Origin of the sequence: Methylobacterium sp. Leaf123, assembly GCF_001423405.1 — a bacterium.
Lineage (GTDB): Bacteria > Pseudomonadota > Alphaproteobacteria > Rhizobiales > Beijerinckiaceae > Methylobacterium.
The window spans coordinates 97,009-110,927 of sequence record NZ_LMNS01000039.1; the positions used below are offsets into that span (position 1 = coordinate 97,009).

The following is a 13,919-nucleotide window of genomic DNA, read 5'->3' on the forward strand; positions in this document are numbered from 1 at the left end:
GCCGCGGCCGACATCACAGCGCGCGACACTCCGCAAGACGCTGTTTTCTTTCAAAAAGTTACCAGGTTGTGTGCAGTTTTAATACAAATTTTACGTGTTGATATACTTTATAAAAGATACCAACCTCCATTTTGGCTCACGATCATGCGGTTCCTCGGCAACGCGAAAGTCATCACCAAGGTGGCGCTGCCCCTTGTGATCTTGTCCCTGCTCGCCGCAGGGCTCGTGCTCTACTCACGTGCGACGCTCGGCGACCTTGCTCTGCAAACGAAGAGAATCGTGGATGTGCAGGCCACGCGATTAGAGGGCATCCTCAACGTTCGGATCAACGTGAACGAGGCGTCCATTCAGGCTCGCAATATCCTGATCGAAACACGCCAAAACGAAATGGCACAATACAAAGCTCGGTACGATGCGGCCGTTAAGTCCGCCTTCGAGAATGCCGACAAGCTCATTGCGATGTCCGATACGCCCGATCGCAAGGCCATCAACCAAACTCTTCGAGAGACCCTGGGAGAGCTCTTCGCGATCATGGATCGCGCGAACGTGGCGGGTCTGAAGAACGAGAATGAAACCGCGAGCAAGATCCTGCTGAGTGAAGCCACGGTCGGCCGCGCGAAGGTTCGGTCGATCACGCAGCCCCGGATCGAGCGTCTCACGGCCGAACTCCGCCAAGCGCGTGACGAGACCGAACAGGCCGTATCGCAAGCCACCAACATGCTGATCGCCGCCTCCGTGGTCGGCCTGCTCAGCGCCCTGACGCTTGCCTCCCTGATCGTCGTCTTCGGCCTCACGCGGCCCATGAGCAGCCTGGTGACCGTGCTTCAGCGCATGGCCCAGGGAGAGACGGATGCCGAGATCCGGGAAGCGCGGCGCGGTGACGAGATCGGCGCCGTTGCCCGTGCCGTCGAAGGCATCAAGGCCATGGTGGCGCAGAAGGCCGCCGAGCAGGCCGAAATCAAGCGCATCGCCGACGAGGCCGCGGCCGTCGAACGCAAGCGGACGATGGTGGAACTGGCCGATGGGTTCGAGAGCGCGGTCGGCGGGATCGTCGGCATGGTTTCCTCATCGGCCACGGAACTCCAGGTCACCGCGCAGCAGATGACGGCGACCGCCAACGAGACGGCCTCCCAATCCACCACCGTGGCGGCGGCCGCGGAGGAAGCGGCCTCCAACGTTCACACAGTGGCGGCGGCTGCCGAGGAGCTTGGCTCCTCCGTGCAGGAGATCGGCCGGCAGGTGTCCGGTTCGGCCCATCTGGCTCAGAGTGCCGTCGGCGAGGCCGATCAGACGGCGGCTCTGGTCCAGGCGCTCAGCCAGACTTCGGCGCGGATCGGCGACATGGTCGGCATCATCTCCTCGATCGCCGGCCAAACCAATCTGCTGGCGCTCAACGCCACCATCGAGGCGGCGCGCGCCGGCACGGCGGGCCGCGGCTTTGCCGTGGTGGCGTCGGAGGTGAAGGCGCTCGCTGAGCAGACCGCGAAAGCCACCGAGGAAATCTCCCGGCAGATCGGCGAGGTTCAAGACGTGACGGGGAAGGCTGTCACCGCCATCGCCTCCATCACGACGCGGATCCGTGAGATCAACTCGGTCTCGGCCTCGATCGCCGCGGCGGTCGAGCAGCAGGGCGCGGCCACGCAGGAGATCGTCCGCAACGTGGCTCAGGCCGCGATGGGCACCCACGAGGTGACGAGCAACATCACCGGCGTCGCCCACGCATCGGAGGAAACCGGCGCGGCCTCAAGCCAGGTTCTTTCGGCCGCCTCCGAGTTGTCGCGCCAGTCGGAGCATCTCGGCGCGGAGGTCGCCCGCTTCCTCTCCACCGTGCGGGCGGCCTAGAGCGGCGTCCGACGAAGGGGTTCCTGGTTCGTCGAAAGACGACGCGTCACAACGAAGTCCTCGATCATCGCCCCGGAGAGCGGATCGAGGACGGCGACCCGTCGCCCAAAAAGAAACCGCCCCCGGCCTCAAGGCACGGGGGCGGTTCTGATTCGACGGGCTGTGATGGTGTCAGGCGGCGATCTTGGTCGCGGTCGCGGCGATATTCTCATTGGCCAGCGTGACGGCATGGGCCGAGCGGCCGACGGGCTGGAAGCTGGTCAGTTCGCCAGCGGAGACATGCACGCCACCCTCGGAGCCGAAGCGCTCGGCCAGCAGCACGACGAGGGTCACGTTGGCGATGGCGGCGGCGAGAACGACGAGGGCGATCATGGCGGGCAGGTCCGTTGCTGCGTTGCGATAAAGCCTATATCGCACCGCACTTCGGTATCTGGTATACCAGATACCGAAGTTCAGGCATGCCGCCGACGCATGACAACGCGCCGGATTGCCGTGACCCATTCAATTACGGCTTCTTGGTCTCACCCGCAGCCGGCGTCGCGATGCTGCCGGCGCGCTCAACCTTGGCCGCCTCGCGCAGCTTCACGATAGTGTCCTGCTGCGCCTTGCGAGTGAGGTACTGGTCGATCTGCTCCTTCATCTCGTCGAAGGTCGGCACGGGTTTCGTCCGCTTCTCCTCGACGCGCAGCACGTGCCAGCCGAACTGGGTCTTCACCGGATCGGAGACCTGCCCCGGCGTCATCTTAAAGGCCGCGTCGGCAAACGGCTTCACCATCCGCTCCTGGGTGAACCAGCCGAGATCGCCGCCCTCCGTCTTGGAGCCGGGATCCTTCGAGACCTCGCCCGCGATTTTGGCGAAATCCTCGCCGCCCTTGATGCGCGCGGCGATCTTCTTGGCCTCGTCCTCGCTCTCGACGAGGATGTGGCGGGCGCGCACTTCCTCCTCGGGCTTCATCGACTTCACGGTCTGTTCGTAGAGCGCCTTGGCGGCCTCGGGCGTCACCGCCTTCTTGGCCTCGCGCTCGAGGTAGTCGTCGAGCAGGAGCTTGTCGCGGAAATAGGCGAGCTTGCGCTTGAACTCGGGCGCGTCGCCGACCTTGGCCGCTTCGGCCGCCTGCGCGCCGACCTTGAGATCGACCATGTAATCGACGAGCAGGTTCTGCTTAGCCCCCTCATCGACGCCCGGCAGCGACAAGGCCGGATCCTCGCCAGCGATGGCGAGGTCGGCGGCGGTGATCGGCTGACCGTTGACCCGCGCCACCACCGTCTCGGGCGGGACCGCCGCCGAGACGGGAGCGGGGGCGCTGGGCGACTTCTGGGCCGCAGGCGCCTGTGCGAGGGCGGCGCCCGGCAGGGTGAGCATCAGCGCGAGGGCGCTCGCGCGCCGGAGGGAGAACGGAATCGGCATCGGAAGCGTCGTTCCTTGGGCGTCGTCCCCGCCGGGCCGGTCTTTACGCCGTCCGGCTGCGTCCCGCGGGGCTCGTCGGGAATGCGGCAGGCGCCGCGAAGCGCGACACAGGTGGAACCTCTTCCGGGCAAAGGCAAGCGGGGCCGCCATCGCCGCGCGCGCTCGTGACCGCGGGTCGATGCGGCCGCCGCTCGAAGAGCGATGGCACAGGCTGCCGAGCGCGAAGAGCACCCCGGCGCGGGCTTTTCGGAGCTTGGGGCCCGAACCGCATCGAGCGGCGCGAAAGCGTGAGCCGGTGGAGGCCCGCCAAAAAGCCGGACCGTGCGACCGGCCGTCGCCAAGGTCCGAAACGACCGCCGGCACTACCGGATGCGCCTGCGGATATTTACCTCTATAAGCCCGCCCAACGCAGGCCGGCGGCGCCCGATAAATGCCGCCCGCGACGACCTCACGACCGCAGGTTCACGATGCTCGGTGCCCTCGCCAAGAAGATTTTCGGCTCGTCCAACGACCGCCGCGTCAAGGGCTTTCGCCCGCGTGTCGCCGCGATCAACGCGCTGGAGCCTGAAATCAGCGTCCTCTCCGACGAGCAATTGCGGGCCCGCACACAGGCGTTCCGCGACCAGCTCGCCGCCGGCACCCGCCTCGACGACCTGCTGGTGCCCGCCTTCGCCACGGTGCGCGAGGCGGCCAAGCGCGTGCTCGGCCAGCGCCACTTCGACGTGCAGATGATCGGCGGCATGGTGCTGCACGAGTCCGGCATCTCGGAGATGAAGACCGGCGAGGGCAAGACCCTGGTGGCGACGCTGCCGGTCTACCTCAACGCGCTCGAGGGCAAGGGCGTCCACGTCATCACCGTGAACGACTACCTCGCCGCCCGCGACGCGGAGTGGATGGGCCGGGTCTACCGCTTCCTCGGGCTCACCGTCGGCACCATCGTGCACGGGCTCGACGACGGGCAGCGCAAGGAAGCGTACGCCTGCGACATCACCTACGGCACCAACAACGAGTTCGGCTTCGACTATCTCCGCGACAACATGAAGTACGAACTCTCGCAGATGACGCAGCGGGGGCACCACTTCGCCATCGTCGACGAGGTCGATTCGATCCTCATCGACGAGGCGCGCACGCCGCTCATCATCTCCGGCCCGGTGGACGACCGCTCGGAGCTCTACGTCGCGGTCGATACGGTGATGCCGCGCCTGACGCCCGAGCATTACGACCTCGACGAGAAGCAGCGGCAGGTCTCGCTGACGGAAGCCGGCAACGAGTTCATCGAGGAGGAGCTGCGCGCCGAGGGCATCCTCAAGGAGGGCGACCTCTACGACGCGCACAACGTCACCATCGTCCACCACGTGAACCAAGCGCTCCGCGCCCACACCCTGTTCACGCTGGACAAGGACTACATCGTCAAGAACGACGAGGTCGTCATCATCGACGAGTTCACCGGCCGCATGATGCAGGGCCGGCGCTACTCGGAAGGCCTGCACCAGGCGCTGGAAGCCAAGGAGCGGGTGACGATCCAGCCCGAGAACCAGACGCTCGCCTCGATCACCTTCCAGAACTACTTCCGCCTCTACAAGAAGCTCGCCGGCATGACCGGCACCGCCTCGACCGAGGCCGACGAGTTCGCCGAGATCTACAAGCTCGACGTGGTCGATATCCCGACCAACAAGGAGGTCGAGCGCGTCGACGAGGACGACGAGGTCTACCGGACCGTCGAGGAGAAGTACGAGGCGATCATCAAGGAGATCGACAAGGCGCATGCCCGCCACCAGCCGATCCTGGTCGGCACCGGCTCGATCGAGAAGTCGGAGCTGATCGGCGAGCTGCTGAAGAAGGCCGGCTACACCCTGCTCGACTATTCCGACCCGAACGCGCTCACCGACGTCTACAAGGCCGCCCGCGAGAACCGGGTGACCAAGCGCTTCGCCGTGCTGAACGCCCGCTTCCACGAGCAGGAAGCCTACATCGTGGCCGAGGCCGGCGTTCCCGGCGCCATCACCATCGCCACCAACATGGCCGGCCGCGGCACCGACATCAAACTCGGCGGCAACCTCGAGATGCGCATCGAGAAGGAACTCGGGCAGATGCCCGAGGGCCCCGAGCGCGACGCCGCGATCGAGGCTCTGAAGGCCGAGATCGCCGAGAACCGGACCAAGGTGCTGGCCTCGGGCGAGAAGGCCGACCCGGAGGCGGGCCGGAAGAAGGATCTGCCGGGCGGGCTCTACATCATCGGCACCGAGCGCCACGAATCGCGGCGCATCGACAACCAGCTCCGCGGCCGCTCCGGCCGCCAGGGCGATCCGGGCCGCTCGAAGTTCTACCTGTCCCTCAAGGACGACCTGATGCGGATCTTCGGCTCCGACCGCATGGACGGGATGCTGCAGCGGCTCGGCCTGGAGCAGGGCGAGGCGATCATCCACCCCTGGATCAACAAGGCGATCGAGAAGGCGCAGCAGAAGGTCGAAGCGCGCAACTTCGACATGCGCAAGAACGTGCTCAAGTACGACAACGTGATGAACGACCAGCGCAAGGTCGTGTTCGAGCAGCGCCGCGACCTGATGGGCCAGGACAGCGTGCGCGAGACCGTGGACGAGATGCGCCACGGCGTGATCGACGACCTCGTCGCCGTGCACATCCCCGAGAACGCCTATGCCGAGCAGTGGGACGCCGAAGGGCTGAAGCACCGCGCGCTCGACGTGCTCGGCCTCGACCTGCCCGTGGAGGAGTGGGTCAAGGAAGAGGGCATCGCCGACGAGGAGATCCGCGAGCGCCTGCGCAAGGCCTCCGACGAATCCTACGCCGCCCGCGTCGAGCGCAACGGCGCCGAGGTGATGGCCTATGTCGAGAAGCAGGTGGTGCTGCAGGTGCTCGACCACCTCTGGCGCGAACACCTCGTCACCCTCGACCACCTGCGGCAGGTGATCGGCTGGCGCGGCTTCGCCCAGCGCGACCCGCTCAACGAGTACAAGTCCGAGGCGTTCGAGCTGTTCAACGGCCTGGTCACGGCCCTGCGCGAGCAGGTGACCGCCCAGCTCTCGCATGTCGAGATCATGCAGCAGCAGCCGGAGGGCTTCGCCGATGGCGGGTTCGAGAGTGCCGGTTTCAGCGAGCCGCAATTGCCGCCGATGTTCCCCGAGCACCGCGACCCGGTGACCGGCGAGAACGAGTTCGCCTTTGCCGGCTCCGGCAGCGACGGCGGCGCGGGCGGCGCCTACGGCTTTGCCGCGCGCGAACTCTCCGCGGACGCGGCCGTGCTGGAGCGCAATCCCGACGACGCCTCCACCTGGGGCCGGGTCGGCCGCAACGAGCCCTGCCCCTGCGGCTCGGGCAAGAAGTACAAGCACTGCCACGGCCGCTTCGCCACCGAGGCGTAAACTCTCGGTGAGCGGCGCGCTCGTCTACGGGCTGGAGCCGGATCTCGACGCGGAGACCTTTCACGGTGTCCTCGTCGAATCCGGGCTCGAGCCGTGGCGACCGGACGAAGATCTCGGACGGCTCCGGCGGATCCTGAAGGGTTCCGACCTCATCGTCACCGCCCGGCTCGGCGGGCGCCTCGTCGGCGTGGCGCGCACGCTCACCGATTTCGCCTTCTGCGCCTATCTCGCCACCCTCGCGGTCGCCCGTGATGGCCAGGGCCGCGGCATCGGCCGCCGGCTGATTGCGGAAACGCGGATGGCGGTGGGCCCCGACGTCTCCCTCCTGCTCACCGCCGCGCCGGGGATCGAGGGCTATTACGAGACCCTCGGCATGCCGCGCGTGCCGCACGCCTTCCGCTACGACCGGGAGCGGTGACGGGTCAGGGCGCCTCGGCTGCCAACGCCTCCAGCACCGCATGCGCCGCCGCGATGCGCGCCGGCATCGGAAACGCGCGGTTGGCCAGCATGACGAGGCCGATGCGTTGGGCCGGCACGAAGGCGACATAGGCGACATAGGCGCCAAAGCCGTTGGTCGAGCCGGTCTTGTTGAATAGCATTGCCCCCGTCGGCCGCTGCGGCGGGTCGAGCCGCGTGGCGGGTTGCGCCTCGAACCGCATCGGCTCCCCATTGCCGGCCTGAAGGCGTTCCAGCGAAATCGGATAGGGAAACTGCTCCCAGCCGAGCCCCTGCACCATTTCGCCGACCCTGAGATAGCCGAGTTGCGTGCCGTGAACCGCCTGCCGCATCGGCGGGTCGAGGCGGGCGGGATCGAGATTGGCCTCGACGAAGCGGATCATGTCGGCGGCGCTCGATTTGACGCCGTAGGCCTCCCCGGCAAAGACGCCCGGATTGACCCGGATCGGCGTGCCGTCCTTGCCGGAGCCCCAGGCGTAGCGCTCGCTCTCTGACGCCGGCACGCGGATGAAGCTGTGCGTTAGGCCGAGCCCCGGAAACAGCCGCGTTTCCATCAGGCCGGCGAAGTCGCCGCCCATGGCCGCGGCCGCGGCGGCTCCGAACAGACCGAGGCTCGGATTGGAATAGAGCCTCTGCCTTCCCGGCGGCGCGGAGGGGTGCCACCGGCGAAAGTAGGCGATCATCGCCGCCTCGTCGGTGACGCTGTCAGGAAATTGCAGCGGCAGGCCGCCCGCGCTGTAGGTGCCGAGGTCGCGCAGGCTGACGCGATCGAGCGCGCTGCCCCGCAGCGACGGCAGGAACCGGCTCGGCGCATCATCAAGCGAGAGTTGGCCGAGCCCCTGCGCGTAGGCGACGAGCGTCGCCGTGAAGGTCTTGCTGACCGAGCCGATCTCGAACAGCGTGTCGCGCGTCACCGGCCGCTGCTGCTCCCGGTCGGCGAGCCCGAAGGTGAAGACGGTGGAATGCCCCGCGCGGGTGACGGCGACGGCGATGCCGGGCACATCGTATGCCTTCAGGAGCGGGCGGTAGGCCTGCTCGACCGCGGCGGCCACCCGCGCGGACGGGTCGGCGGCCGGAGCGGGCGCCGGAACGAGCGGTAAGCCGCTCAGAACGAGGGCGGCCAGCGCGCGCTTTCGCATTGCGGAGATGGCGCTTTTCCTTCTTGGCTGAGGCAGGTGACGTGAATGGGCGGCCATGACGGGTGAGGAAAGCGCCGAAAGCGCGGCAGGTGCAGCCGCCGCCGTCCCGCTGGTGCGGAGCCTGCGCCTGACGCTCGATGCGCCCCGCACCGGCCCGATCCAGGCCGTTCTGGCGCTCGCGTACGCGCCGCTCGATTGGCTCGACGCCCATCGCGGCGGTTTCCTTCACCCGGACGAGGAGGCGCTGCTTACCGACCGGCTCCATGCCCGCCGTCGCCACGGCCTCTTGATCGGGCGCTACGCCGCGAAATGCGCGCTCGCTGCGCTTCGGCCCGACCTCGACCCGCGGGATCTGACGATCCAGCCCGGTGTGCTGGAGCAGCCGGTCCTGTCCGGCGCCGGGGCCGAAAATCTCGGCATCAGCCTGTCCCATGCCGGCCCGGTCGCCGTGGCGGTGACCTTTCCCGAGGCCTGCCCGATGGGGATCGATCTGGAGCGGATTCAGCCGTCCAACGTCGCGCTGCTGACGCGCCAGACCCTTGCCGCCGAGCGCCAGCACCTCGCCGCCCGGCTCGACGCGCCGGAGGCCGAGCGGCTGACCCGGTTGTGGTGCCTGAAGGAGGCGCTGTCCAAGGCCCTGCGCTGCGGTCTCACCGTGCCGCTCGAACATCTCGCCGTCGGCAGCGTCGTGGCGGAGCCGCCGGGGCTCGGCGTCACCTTCGCGAATTTCGCACAATACCGGGGCCTGAGCCTCGCCGCGGGGGATCTCGCCGCTGCCCTCGTCCTGCCGCGCCCTCCGGCGGCGACGCTTGCGGTCGATGCGGCGGCCTGGGAGGATTTGCGGGCGGGCTTGGCCGAAGCCGCGACGCGGTGGCAGAGCGAAGAGCGCGACTCGGGCTGAAGACGCCAACCGCCCGACCGCGAAAGGAGCGGACACCGATGACGACCTGGCGCCCACCCCAACAGATCCGCGTCAAGGTGATCGGTCTGGCGTGGCGCGGGGATGCGCTACTGGCCGTCGAAGTCCTTGATGATGGCGGCCGGATCAAGGGCGTGCGTCCGCTCGGCGGCAGCGTCGCCTTCGGCGAGACCCGCGAACAGGCCCTGGACCGGGAATTTCGCGAGGAGCTGGGCTGCGGCGTGACGATGACCGGGCCCTGGACGGTGTTCGAGAACATCTATCGCCACGAAGGCGCGCTCGGCCACGAGATCGTCTTCGCGGCCGACATCCGCCTTCACGACGCGGCCCTCTACGACCGCGACGTGATCCGTTTCAGCGAGGATGACGGCACGGCCTGCACCGCACGTTGGTTCCGGCCGACCGCCCTTCCGGACGGCGCCGCCCTCTTCCCCGACGGCCTTGCGGCCGCGCTGGAGCCTCTTCCCGACCGGTGAGGACCGGCTTTCGGGACGAGGCTCCAGCCTCTCGAAGGCTTAGTCCCGCCCGCCCGTGAGGCTGTGGCTGAGGAAGAAATCGAGCATCGCGCGCGAGGCGTCCGGCCCGTTCGGGTCGGTGTAGCTGCCAGCCGAGCTGCCGCCGCACCACGCGTGGCCCGCGCCCTGCACCGACCAAGCCTCGACCTGAACGTGGCCGGACTCGTCGGCGTAGCGGGTGCGGGTGTAGCTGTGACGGCCGTTGCTGCCGCCCTCCTGGCGCGGCGTCAGAGCGTCGATGCCGGCCTGCGCCAGCACCGCGTCGGCGTTGCGGGGGTGGACGGTGCCGTCACCCTCGCCGTGGAAGACGATGGTCGGCACCCGCAGGTTCTGCGTCACCGCGCCGGCGCCGAAGCCGGCCGCGCCCCCCGGCTCGGCCGCACCGGGCGCGCCGACCCGCATCGCCGAGAGCGCCGAGGACAGGTCGCGGGCGCAGCCGGCCGCGAGGCCCGAATGCACGCCGAGGCCCGCGAACAGGTCGGGATAGGCCCGGGCGATGTTGGCCGCCGCCGCACCGCCCGCCGAAAGCCCGGCGATGTAGATGCGGGAGCGATCGATCGGATGATCGGCGCAGATCGCGCGGACGAGGCCCGCAACGATGCCGGCCTCGCCCATCTCCCGGCCCTGGTCGCCGGGCTCGAACCAGTTCCAGCACTTCTGCGCGTTGGCCCGGCTCGTCTGACGGGGATAGGCGACGTAGACCCCCTCCTCCTCGGTGAGGGTGTTCATCCGCGTTCCCGCCGCGAAATCCTCCGGCGACTGGCCGCAGCCGTGCAGCATCACGAGCAGCGGGCGCGGTCCGCTCCGCCGGCTCGGGATGAACAGCTTGTAGTCCCGCGCCCCGGCGGCGTTGGAGAAGCTGCGCTCGACGAACTGGCCGCCCTCCGGCTCGACGCCGTCGGGTCCGTTACCGTCGGGTTGGGGGGCGTGCAGGCCACCGCCGGTCAGCCCCTTCAGCGAGGGCGCCAGCGTGCGCAGGCCCTGCATCACGTGGTCGATGTTCTCGCGTAGCCGTTCGGGGATCAGCGTCGCATGATCCGTATCCTGAGCCGCATCCGCCTGCGAATCGATCCGGGTCGCCGGGCCTTCGAGCCGATGCGTCTCCTTTTGCGTCCCCTGCGGGGCGGGCGAGGCAGAAGCCGGCTGCGGTCCTGCCGGGGCGAAGTCCGCCCCACCGAGGCTGCGCTGGATGAGGGCGGTTGCCTCGCCGAACCGTCCGGCCTGAGTCAGGCGGGTGGCTTCGGCCATGTCCGAGAAGAAGGCGTTGTGACGTTCGGTCATGCGGGTCTCGCTTTCCGGGTCGACGACGGGCGCGCGCGAGCGCAGCGGGTCACGAGGGGGATTTTCGGAGGGTCAGGGCAGACGGTCGGCCAGCACCCGCTTCACGGCGGGGCTTGCCTGGAGGCTGCCGAGCACTTCGATCGAAGCGATCGCGGCACTGGCGAGGTCGGCGGGAACGTCGTCGGCGATGACGGCGAGGCCGAGGACGCGGATATCGAGCCGTGTCCCCGCGGCCTGCGCCGCTTCCAGTTCGGCCCGGCCGTAGCGTCGCAGGCCGACTTCGATCGGTTTGCGGGCCACCGATTGACGGGTGATGTCGGCGTGCCGCTCGATCTGATTGCGGACCGCCGTGCGGATGAAGTCGCTGCGGTTGGCGTAGACGCCCTCCGAAACGAGCAGATCGACATGCCCGAGATCGACGAAGCCGAGATTGACCGTGATCTTCTCATGGTCGCCGGGCTTGGGGCCCAACCGCACCGCGATCGGGGCATCCGGCCGTCTCTCCTGAACCACATCCATCATCGCGCGACATCCCTGCGCCATCCCTGAGGATGGTATGGGAAGGCTTATGCTGCATCGCAAGATGAAGTTTTTTGCATCGCAGCAAACGAGGTGATGGGGGCAGGGGCGGTTCCGCTTGCGCCTCGCCAACTGGCTGACGGGCGATTCGACGCCAAAGACCGCGCGCGACGAAAGACTTAACGGATCGTTTCCGGTGCCGTCGCCGCTGCGGTCATGGGCTCACGGTTCCATGTATTCCCGCCAGACGGCGTTTGTTCCGAGACTCTCGACAAAGCTGTCATGCCGTAGGCGCTCGCCCTCGGAGAGCCGGCTGCGTATCGGGCGCGGGCCGACCGGACCCGAATCAGTCAGGGCGCCGAGCGCCACAGTCTCGGCCGGCTCGGCGATGCTGAGGCCCAGGGTGGTCTGCTTGCCGCCGAGCAGCTCGACATAGACCTCGGCCAGGATCTGCGCGTCGAGCAGCGCGCCGTGCTTGACGCGGCGGGTGGTGTCCACGCCGTAGCGGTTGCACAGGGCATCGAGGTTGTTGGCCGCGCCCGGATGCTTGCGGCGGGCGAGCAGCAGGGTATCGACCACGTCCTCCAGCGCGATCGCCTTCGGCGCGGCGGGCCCGAGCCGGGCGAACTCCATATTGAGGAAGCCGACGTCGAAGGGCGCGTTGTGGATCACCAGCCGCGCATCGCCGCAGAATTCGAGGAAGGCATCGACCACCTCGGCGAAGACCGGCTTGTCGGCGAGCATCGCATCCGAGATGCCGTGCACCGCGAACGCCCCTTCGGACACCGCCCGCTGCGGGTTGATGAGCCGGTGGAAGGTCTCGCCCGTCTGGACGTGGTTGATGAGTTCGACGCAGCCGATCTCGATCAGCCGGTCGCCGTTTCGAGCCTCCGTGCCGGTGGTCTCGGTATCGAGGACGATCTCGCGCAGCATGTTTTTCCGATCCGATGCAGGAGAACAGCCTGCGCGCGGCTCGCCAAGGATGCGTTAACCGGCAGACCCTTCAGCGGGTTCGGCGGGCCAGTTCCTCGACGATCCGCCCCACCTCCGCTTCCGCGTGTTCGAACCCGCGGCTCGTGTCGATCACGTAATCCGCCCGCGCCCGCTTCTCGGCATCCGGCATCTGCTTGGCGCGGATCGCCTCGAACGCATCCTCGGTCATGCCGGGGCGGGCGAGCACGCGGGCGCGCTGCACCTCTGCCGGAGCGGTGACGACGAGAACGGCATCGCAGCGGGCATCGGCCCCGGTCTCGAACAGGAGCGGGATATCGAGGACGACCAGCGGTGCCCCGGCGTTGCGGGCGAGGAAGGCGCGGCTCTCCTCGCGGACCAGCGGGTGCACGATCGCTTCCAGCCGGGCGAGTTTTTCGGAATCCCCGAGCACCGCCGCGCGCAAGGCCGGGCGATCGACGCCGCCCTCCCGTGTCAGGGTGCCTGGAAAGGCTTCGCCGATCGCCTGCGCCGCGGCGCCGCCCGGCCCGTAGAGGGCGTGGACCGCCGCATCCGAATCGTGGACCGGGACGCCGCGGGCGGAGAACATCGCGGCGGTGGCGGACTTGCCCATGCCGATCGAGCCGGTGAGGCCGAGCACCACGGGGGGGCGGGGTTGGTCGGGCTTGCTCATTTCGCGACGAGATCCGCGACGATTGTTTGGCGCAGGGCCGGCGTCACCGTGGGCCGCAGGCCGAACCAGGCTTCGAAGCCCGGCACCGCTTGGTGCAGCAGCATGCCGAGCCCATCGACCACCGCAAGCCCCCGCGCCCGTGCCGCGGCGAGAAGCGGCGTCTCCAGGGGCACGTAGACGATGTCGGCCACCGCCGCGCGGTCCGGGAGGGGAGCGAGGTCGATGTCGAGCGGCGGGTGCCCGGCCATGCCGAGCGAGGTGGTGTTGACGAGAAGCCCGGTGTCGAGAAGGGCGTCCGACACGGCCTCCCAGGCCAGCGCCTCGATATGTTCGGGGTCGAGTGCGGCGAGCGCCCGCGCCCGCTCGGGGCTGCGGTTGGCGACGCGGACCGAGAGCCCCCGCTCCACCAGCCCGACGACGATGGCCCGCGCCGCGCCGCCCGCGCCCAGCACGAGGGCGGACCCGCCGGTCCGCTCGGGCCAGCCTTCGCCGAGGCTCTGGTCGAGATGGGCAATGAAACCCGGCGCGTCGGTGTTGTCGCCGCGCACTCGGTCGCCCTCGACGATCAGCGTGTTCACGGCGCCGATCTTTTTTGCCCGCTCCGTCAGGGAATCGGCCAACCGATAGGCCACCTCCTTGTGCGGGATGGTGACGTTGCCGCCGGCAAAGCCCGCGGCGGCGAGCCCGCGAAAGAAGGCTTCGAAGGCGTCGGGCGCCACGTCGATGCGCTCGTAGCTGCCATCCAACCCGTGCTCGGCGAGCCAGTGCCCGTGGATCAGCGGCGAGCGGGAATGCCGGATCGGATGGCCGACGACGAAGGCCCTGGCTGTCATGGG

The 13,919-nt window shown here is 68.6% G+C and carries 13 protein-coding genes; 5 read left to right on the forward strand and 8 right to left on the reverse strand.

Annotated elements, in window-relative coordinates:
• Positions 1–144 precede the first annotated feature (144 nt).
• Positions 145–1,842, forward strand: a complete 1,698-nt coding sequence (locus tag ASF53_RS22580) for a methyl-accepting chemotaxis protein (RefSeq protein ID WP_056204204.1) — start codon at positions 145–147, stop codon at positions 1,840–1,842.
• A 171-nt stretch (positions 1,843–2,013) separates the two neighbouring features.
• Here the strand turns inward: ASF53_RS22580 and ASF53_RS22585 are convergent, their stop codons facing one another.
• Together ASF53_RS22585 and ASF53_RS22590 are read right to left on the reverse strand one after the other, a co-directional pair.
• Positions 2,014–2,214: a hypothetical protein gene (locus tag ASF53_RS22585; protein WP_056204207.1), complete on the reverse strand. Its 201-nt coding sequence runs from the start codon at positions 2,212–2,214 to the stop codon at positions 2,014–2,016.
• 133 nt (positions 2,215–2,347) lie between these two features.
• Positions 2,348–3,250 (reverse strand): peptidylprolyl isomerase, encoded by a 903-nt coding sequence (locus tag ASF53_RS22590; RefSeq protein ID WP_056204210.1) that lies wholly within the window; start codon positions 3,248–3,250, stop codon positions 2,348–2,350.
• 467 nt (positions 3,251–3,717) lie between these two features.
• Here ASF53_RS22590 and secA point away from each other — a divergent pair, with 467 nt between their 5' ends.
• On the forward strand, positions 3,718–6,630 hold the full coding sequence (secA, locus tag ASF53_RS22595) for a preprotein translocase subunit SecA (RefSeq protein ID WP_056204211.1): 2,913 nt from the start codon (positions 3,718–3,720) through the stop codon (positions 6,628–6,630).
• A gap of 7 nt (positions 6,631–6,637) precedes the next feature.
• Positions 6,638–7,048, forward strand: a complete 411-nt coding sequence (locus ASF53_RS22600) for a GNAT family N-acetyltransferase (protein ID WP_056204213.1) — start codon at positions 6,638–6,640, stop codon at positions 7,046–7,048.
• Between the two features lie 4 nt (positions 7,049–7,052).
• Here the strand turns inward: ASF53_RS22600 and ampC are convergent, their stop codons facing one another.
• The gene (ampC, locus tag ASF53_RS22605; RefSeq protein ID WP_056204215.1) at positions 7,053–8,225 is read right to left on the reverse strand and encodes a class C beta-lactamase; all 1,173 of its coding nucleotides are present in this window, start codon (positions 8,223–8,225) and stop codon (positions 7,053–7,055) included.
• Between the two features lie 55 nt (positions 8,226–8,280).
• Between ampC and ASF53_RS22610 the strand changes: the two genes are divergently transcribed.
• Positions 8,281–9,126 (forward strand): 4'-phosphopantetheinyl transferase family protein, encoded by an 846-nt coding sequence (locus ASF53_RS22610; RefSeq protein WP_056204217.1) that lies wholly within the window; start codon positions 8,281–8,283, stop codon positions 9,124–9,126.
• Positions 9,127–9,164: 38 nt separating this feature from the next.
• The gene (locus ASF53_RS22615; RefSeq protein ID WP_056204221.1) at positions 9,165–9,620 is read left to right on the forward strand and encodes an NUDIX hydrolase; all 456 of its coding nucleotides are present in this window, start codon (positions 9,165–9,167) and stop codon (positions 9,618–9,620) included.
• 39 nt (positions 9,621–9,659) lie between these two features.
• Here the strand turns inward: ASF53_RS22615 and ASF53_RS22620 are convergent, their stop codons facing one another.
• From ASF53_RS22620 to ASF53_RS22640, 5 genes are all read right to left on the reverse strand, one after another.
• Complete coding sequence (locus ASF53_RS22620) at positions 9,660–10,940, reverse strand: extracellular catalytic domain type 1 short-chain-length polyhydroxyalkanoate depolymerase (protein ID WP_056204224.1); 1,281 nt, start codon at positions 10,938–10,940, stop codon at positions 9,660–9,662.
• A 72-nt stretch (positions 10,941–11,012) separates the two neighbouring features.
• Complete coding sequence (locus ASF53_RS22625; protein WP_056204227.1) at positions 11,013–11,462, reverse strand: ribbon-helix-helix domain-containing protein; 450 nt, start codon at positions 11,460–11,462, stop codon at positions 11,013–11,015.
• A gap of 219 nt (positions 11,463–11,681) precedes the next feature.
• On the reverse strand, positions 11,682–12,392 hold the full coding sequence (dnaQ, locus tag ASF53_RS22630) for a DNA polymerase III subunit epsilon (RefSeq protein WP_056204230.1): 711 nt from the start codon (positions 12,390–12,392) through the stop codon (positions 11,682–11,684).
• Positions 12,393–12,462: 70 nt separating this feature from the next.
• Positions 12,463–13,083, reverse strand: a complete 621-nt coding sequence (gene coaE, locus ASF53_RS22635) for a dephospho-CoA kinase (protein WP_056204233.1) — start codon at positions 13,081–13,083, stop codon at positions 12,463–12,465.
• Positions 13,080–13,916, reverse strand: a complete 837-nt coding sequence (locus ASF53_RS22640; protein WP_056204847.1) for a shikimate dehydrogenase — start codon at positions 13,914–13,916, stop codon at positions 13,080–13,082. The genes coaE and ASF53_RS22640 overlap by 4 nt, the downstream gene beginning before the upstream one ends.
• Positions 13,917–13,919: the final 3 nt, after the last annotated feature.

Coding starts and splice junctions, on each gene's coding strand:
- ASF53_RS22580 (WP_056204204.1), top strand. CDS start 145: ATGCGGTTCCTCGGCAACGCGAAAGTCATCACCAAGGTGGCGCTGCCC.
- ASF53_RS22585 (WP_056204207.1), bottom strand. CDS start 2,214: ATGATCGCCCTCGTCGTTCTCGCCGCCGCCATCGCCAACGTGACCCTC.
- ASF53_RS22590 (WP_056204210.1), bottom strand. CDS start 3,250: ATGCCGATTCCGTTCTCCCTCCGGCGCGCGAGCGCCCTCGCGCTGATG.
- secA (WP_056204211.1), top strand. CDS start 3,718: ATGCTCGGTGCCCTCGCCAAGAAGATTTTCGGCTCGTCCAACGACCGC.
- ampC (WP_056204215.1), bottom strand. CDS start 8,225: ATGCGAAAGCGCGCGCTGGCCGCCCTCGTTCTGAGCGGCTTACCGCTC.
- ASF53_RS22610 (WP_056204217.1), top strand. CDS start 8,281: ATGACGGGTGAGGAAAGCGCCGAAAGCGCGGCAGGTGCAGCCGCCGCC.
- ASF53_RS22615 (WP_056204221.1), top strand. CDS start 9,165: ATGACGACCTGGCGCCCACCCCAACAGATCCGCGTCAAGGTGATCGGT.
- ASF53_RS22620 (WP_056204224.1), bottom strand. CDS start 10,940: ATGACCGAACGTCACAACGCCTTCTTCTCGGACATGGCCGAAGCCACC.
- ASF53_RS22625 (WP_056204227.1), bottom strand. CDS start 11,462: ATGATGGATGTGGTTCAGGAGAGACGGCCGGATGCCCCGATCGCGGTG.
- dnaQ (WP_056204230.1), bottom strand. CDS start 12,392: ATGCTGCGCGAGATCGTCCTCGATACCGAGACCACCGGCACGGAGGCT.
- coaE (WP_056204233.1), bottom strand. CDS start 13,083: ATGAGCAAGCCCGACCAACCCCGCCCCCCCGTGGTGCTCGGCCTCACC.
- ASF53_RS22640 (WP_056204847.1), bottom strand. CDS start 13,916: ATGACAGCCAGGGCCTTCGTCGTCGGCCATCCGATCCGGCATTCCCGC.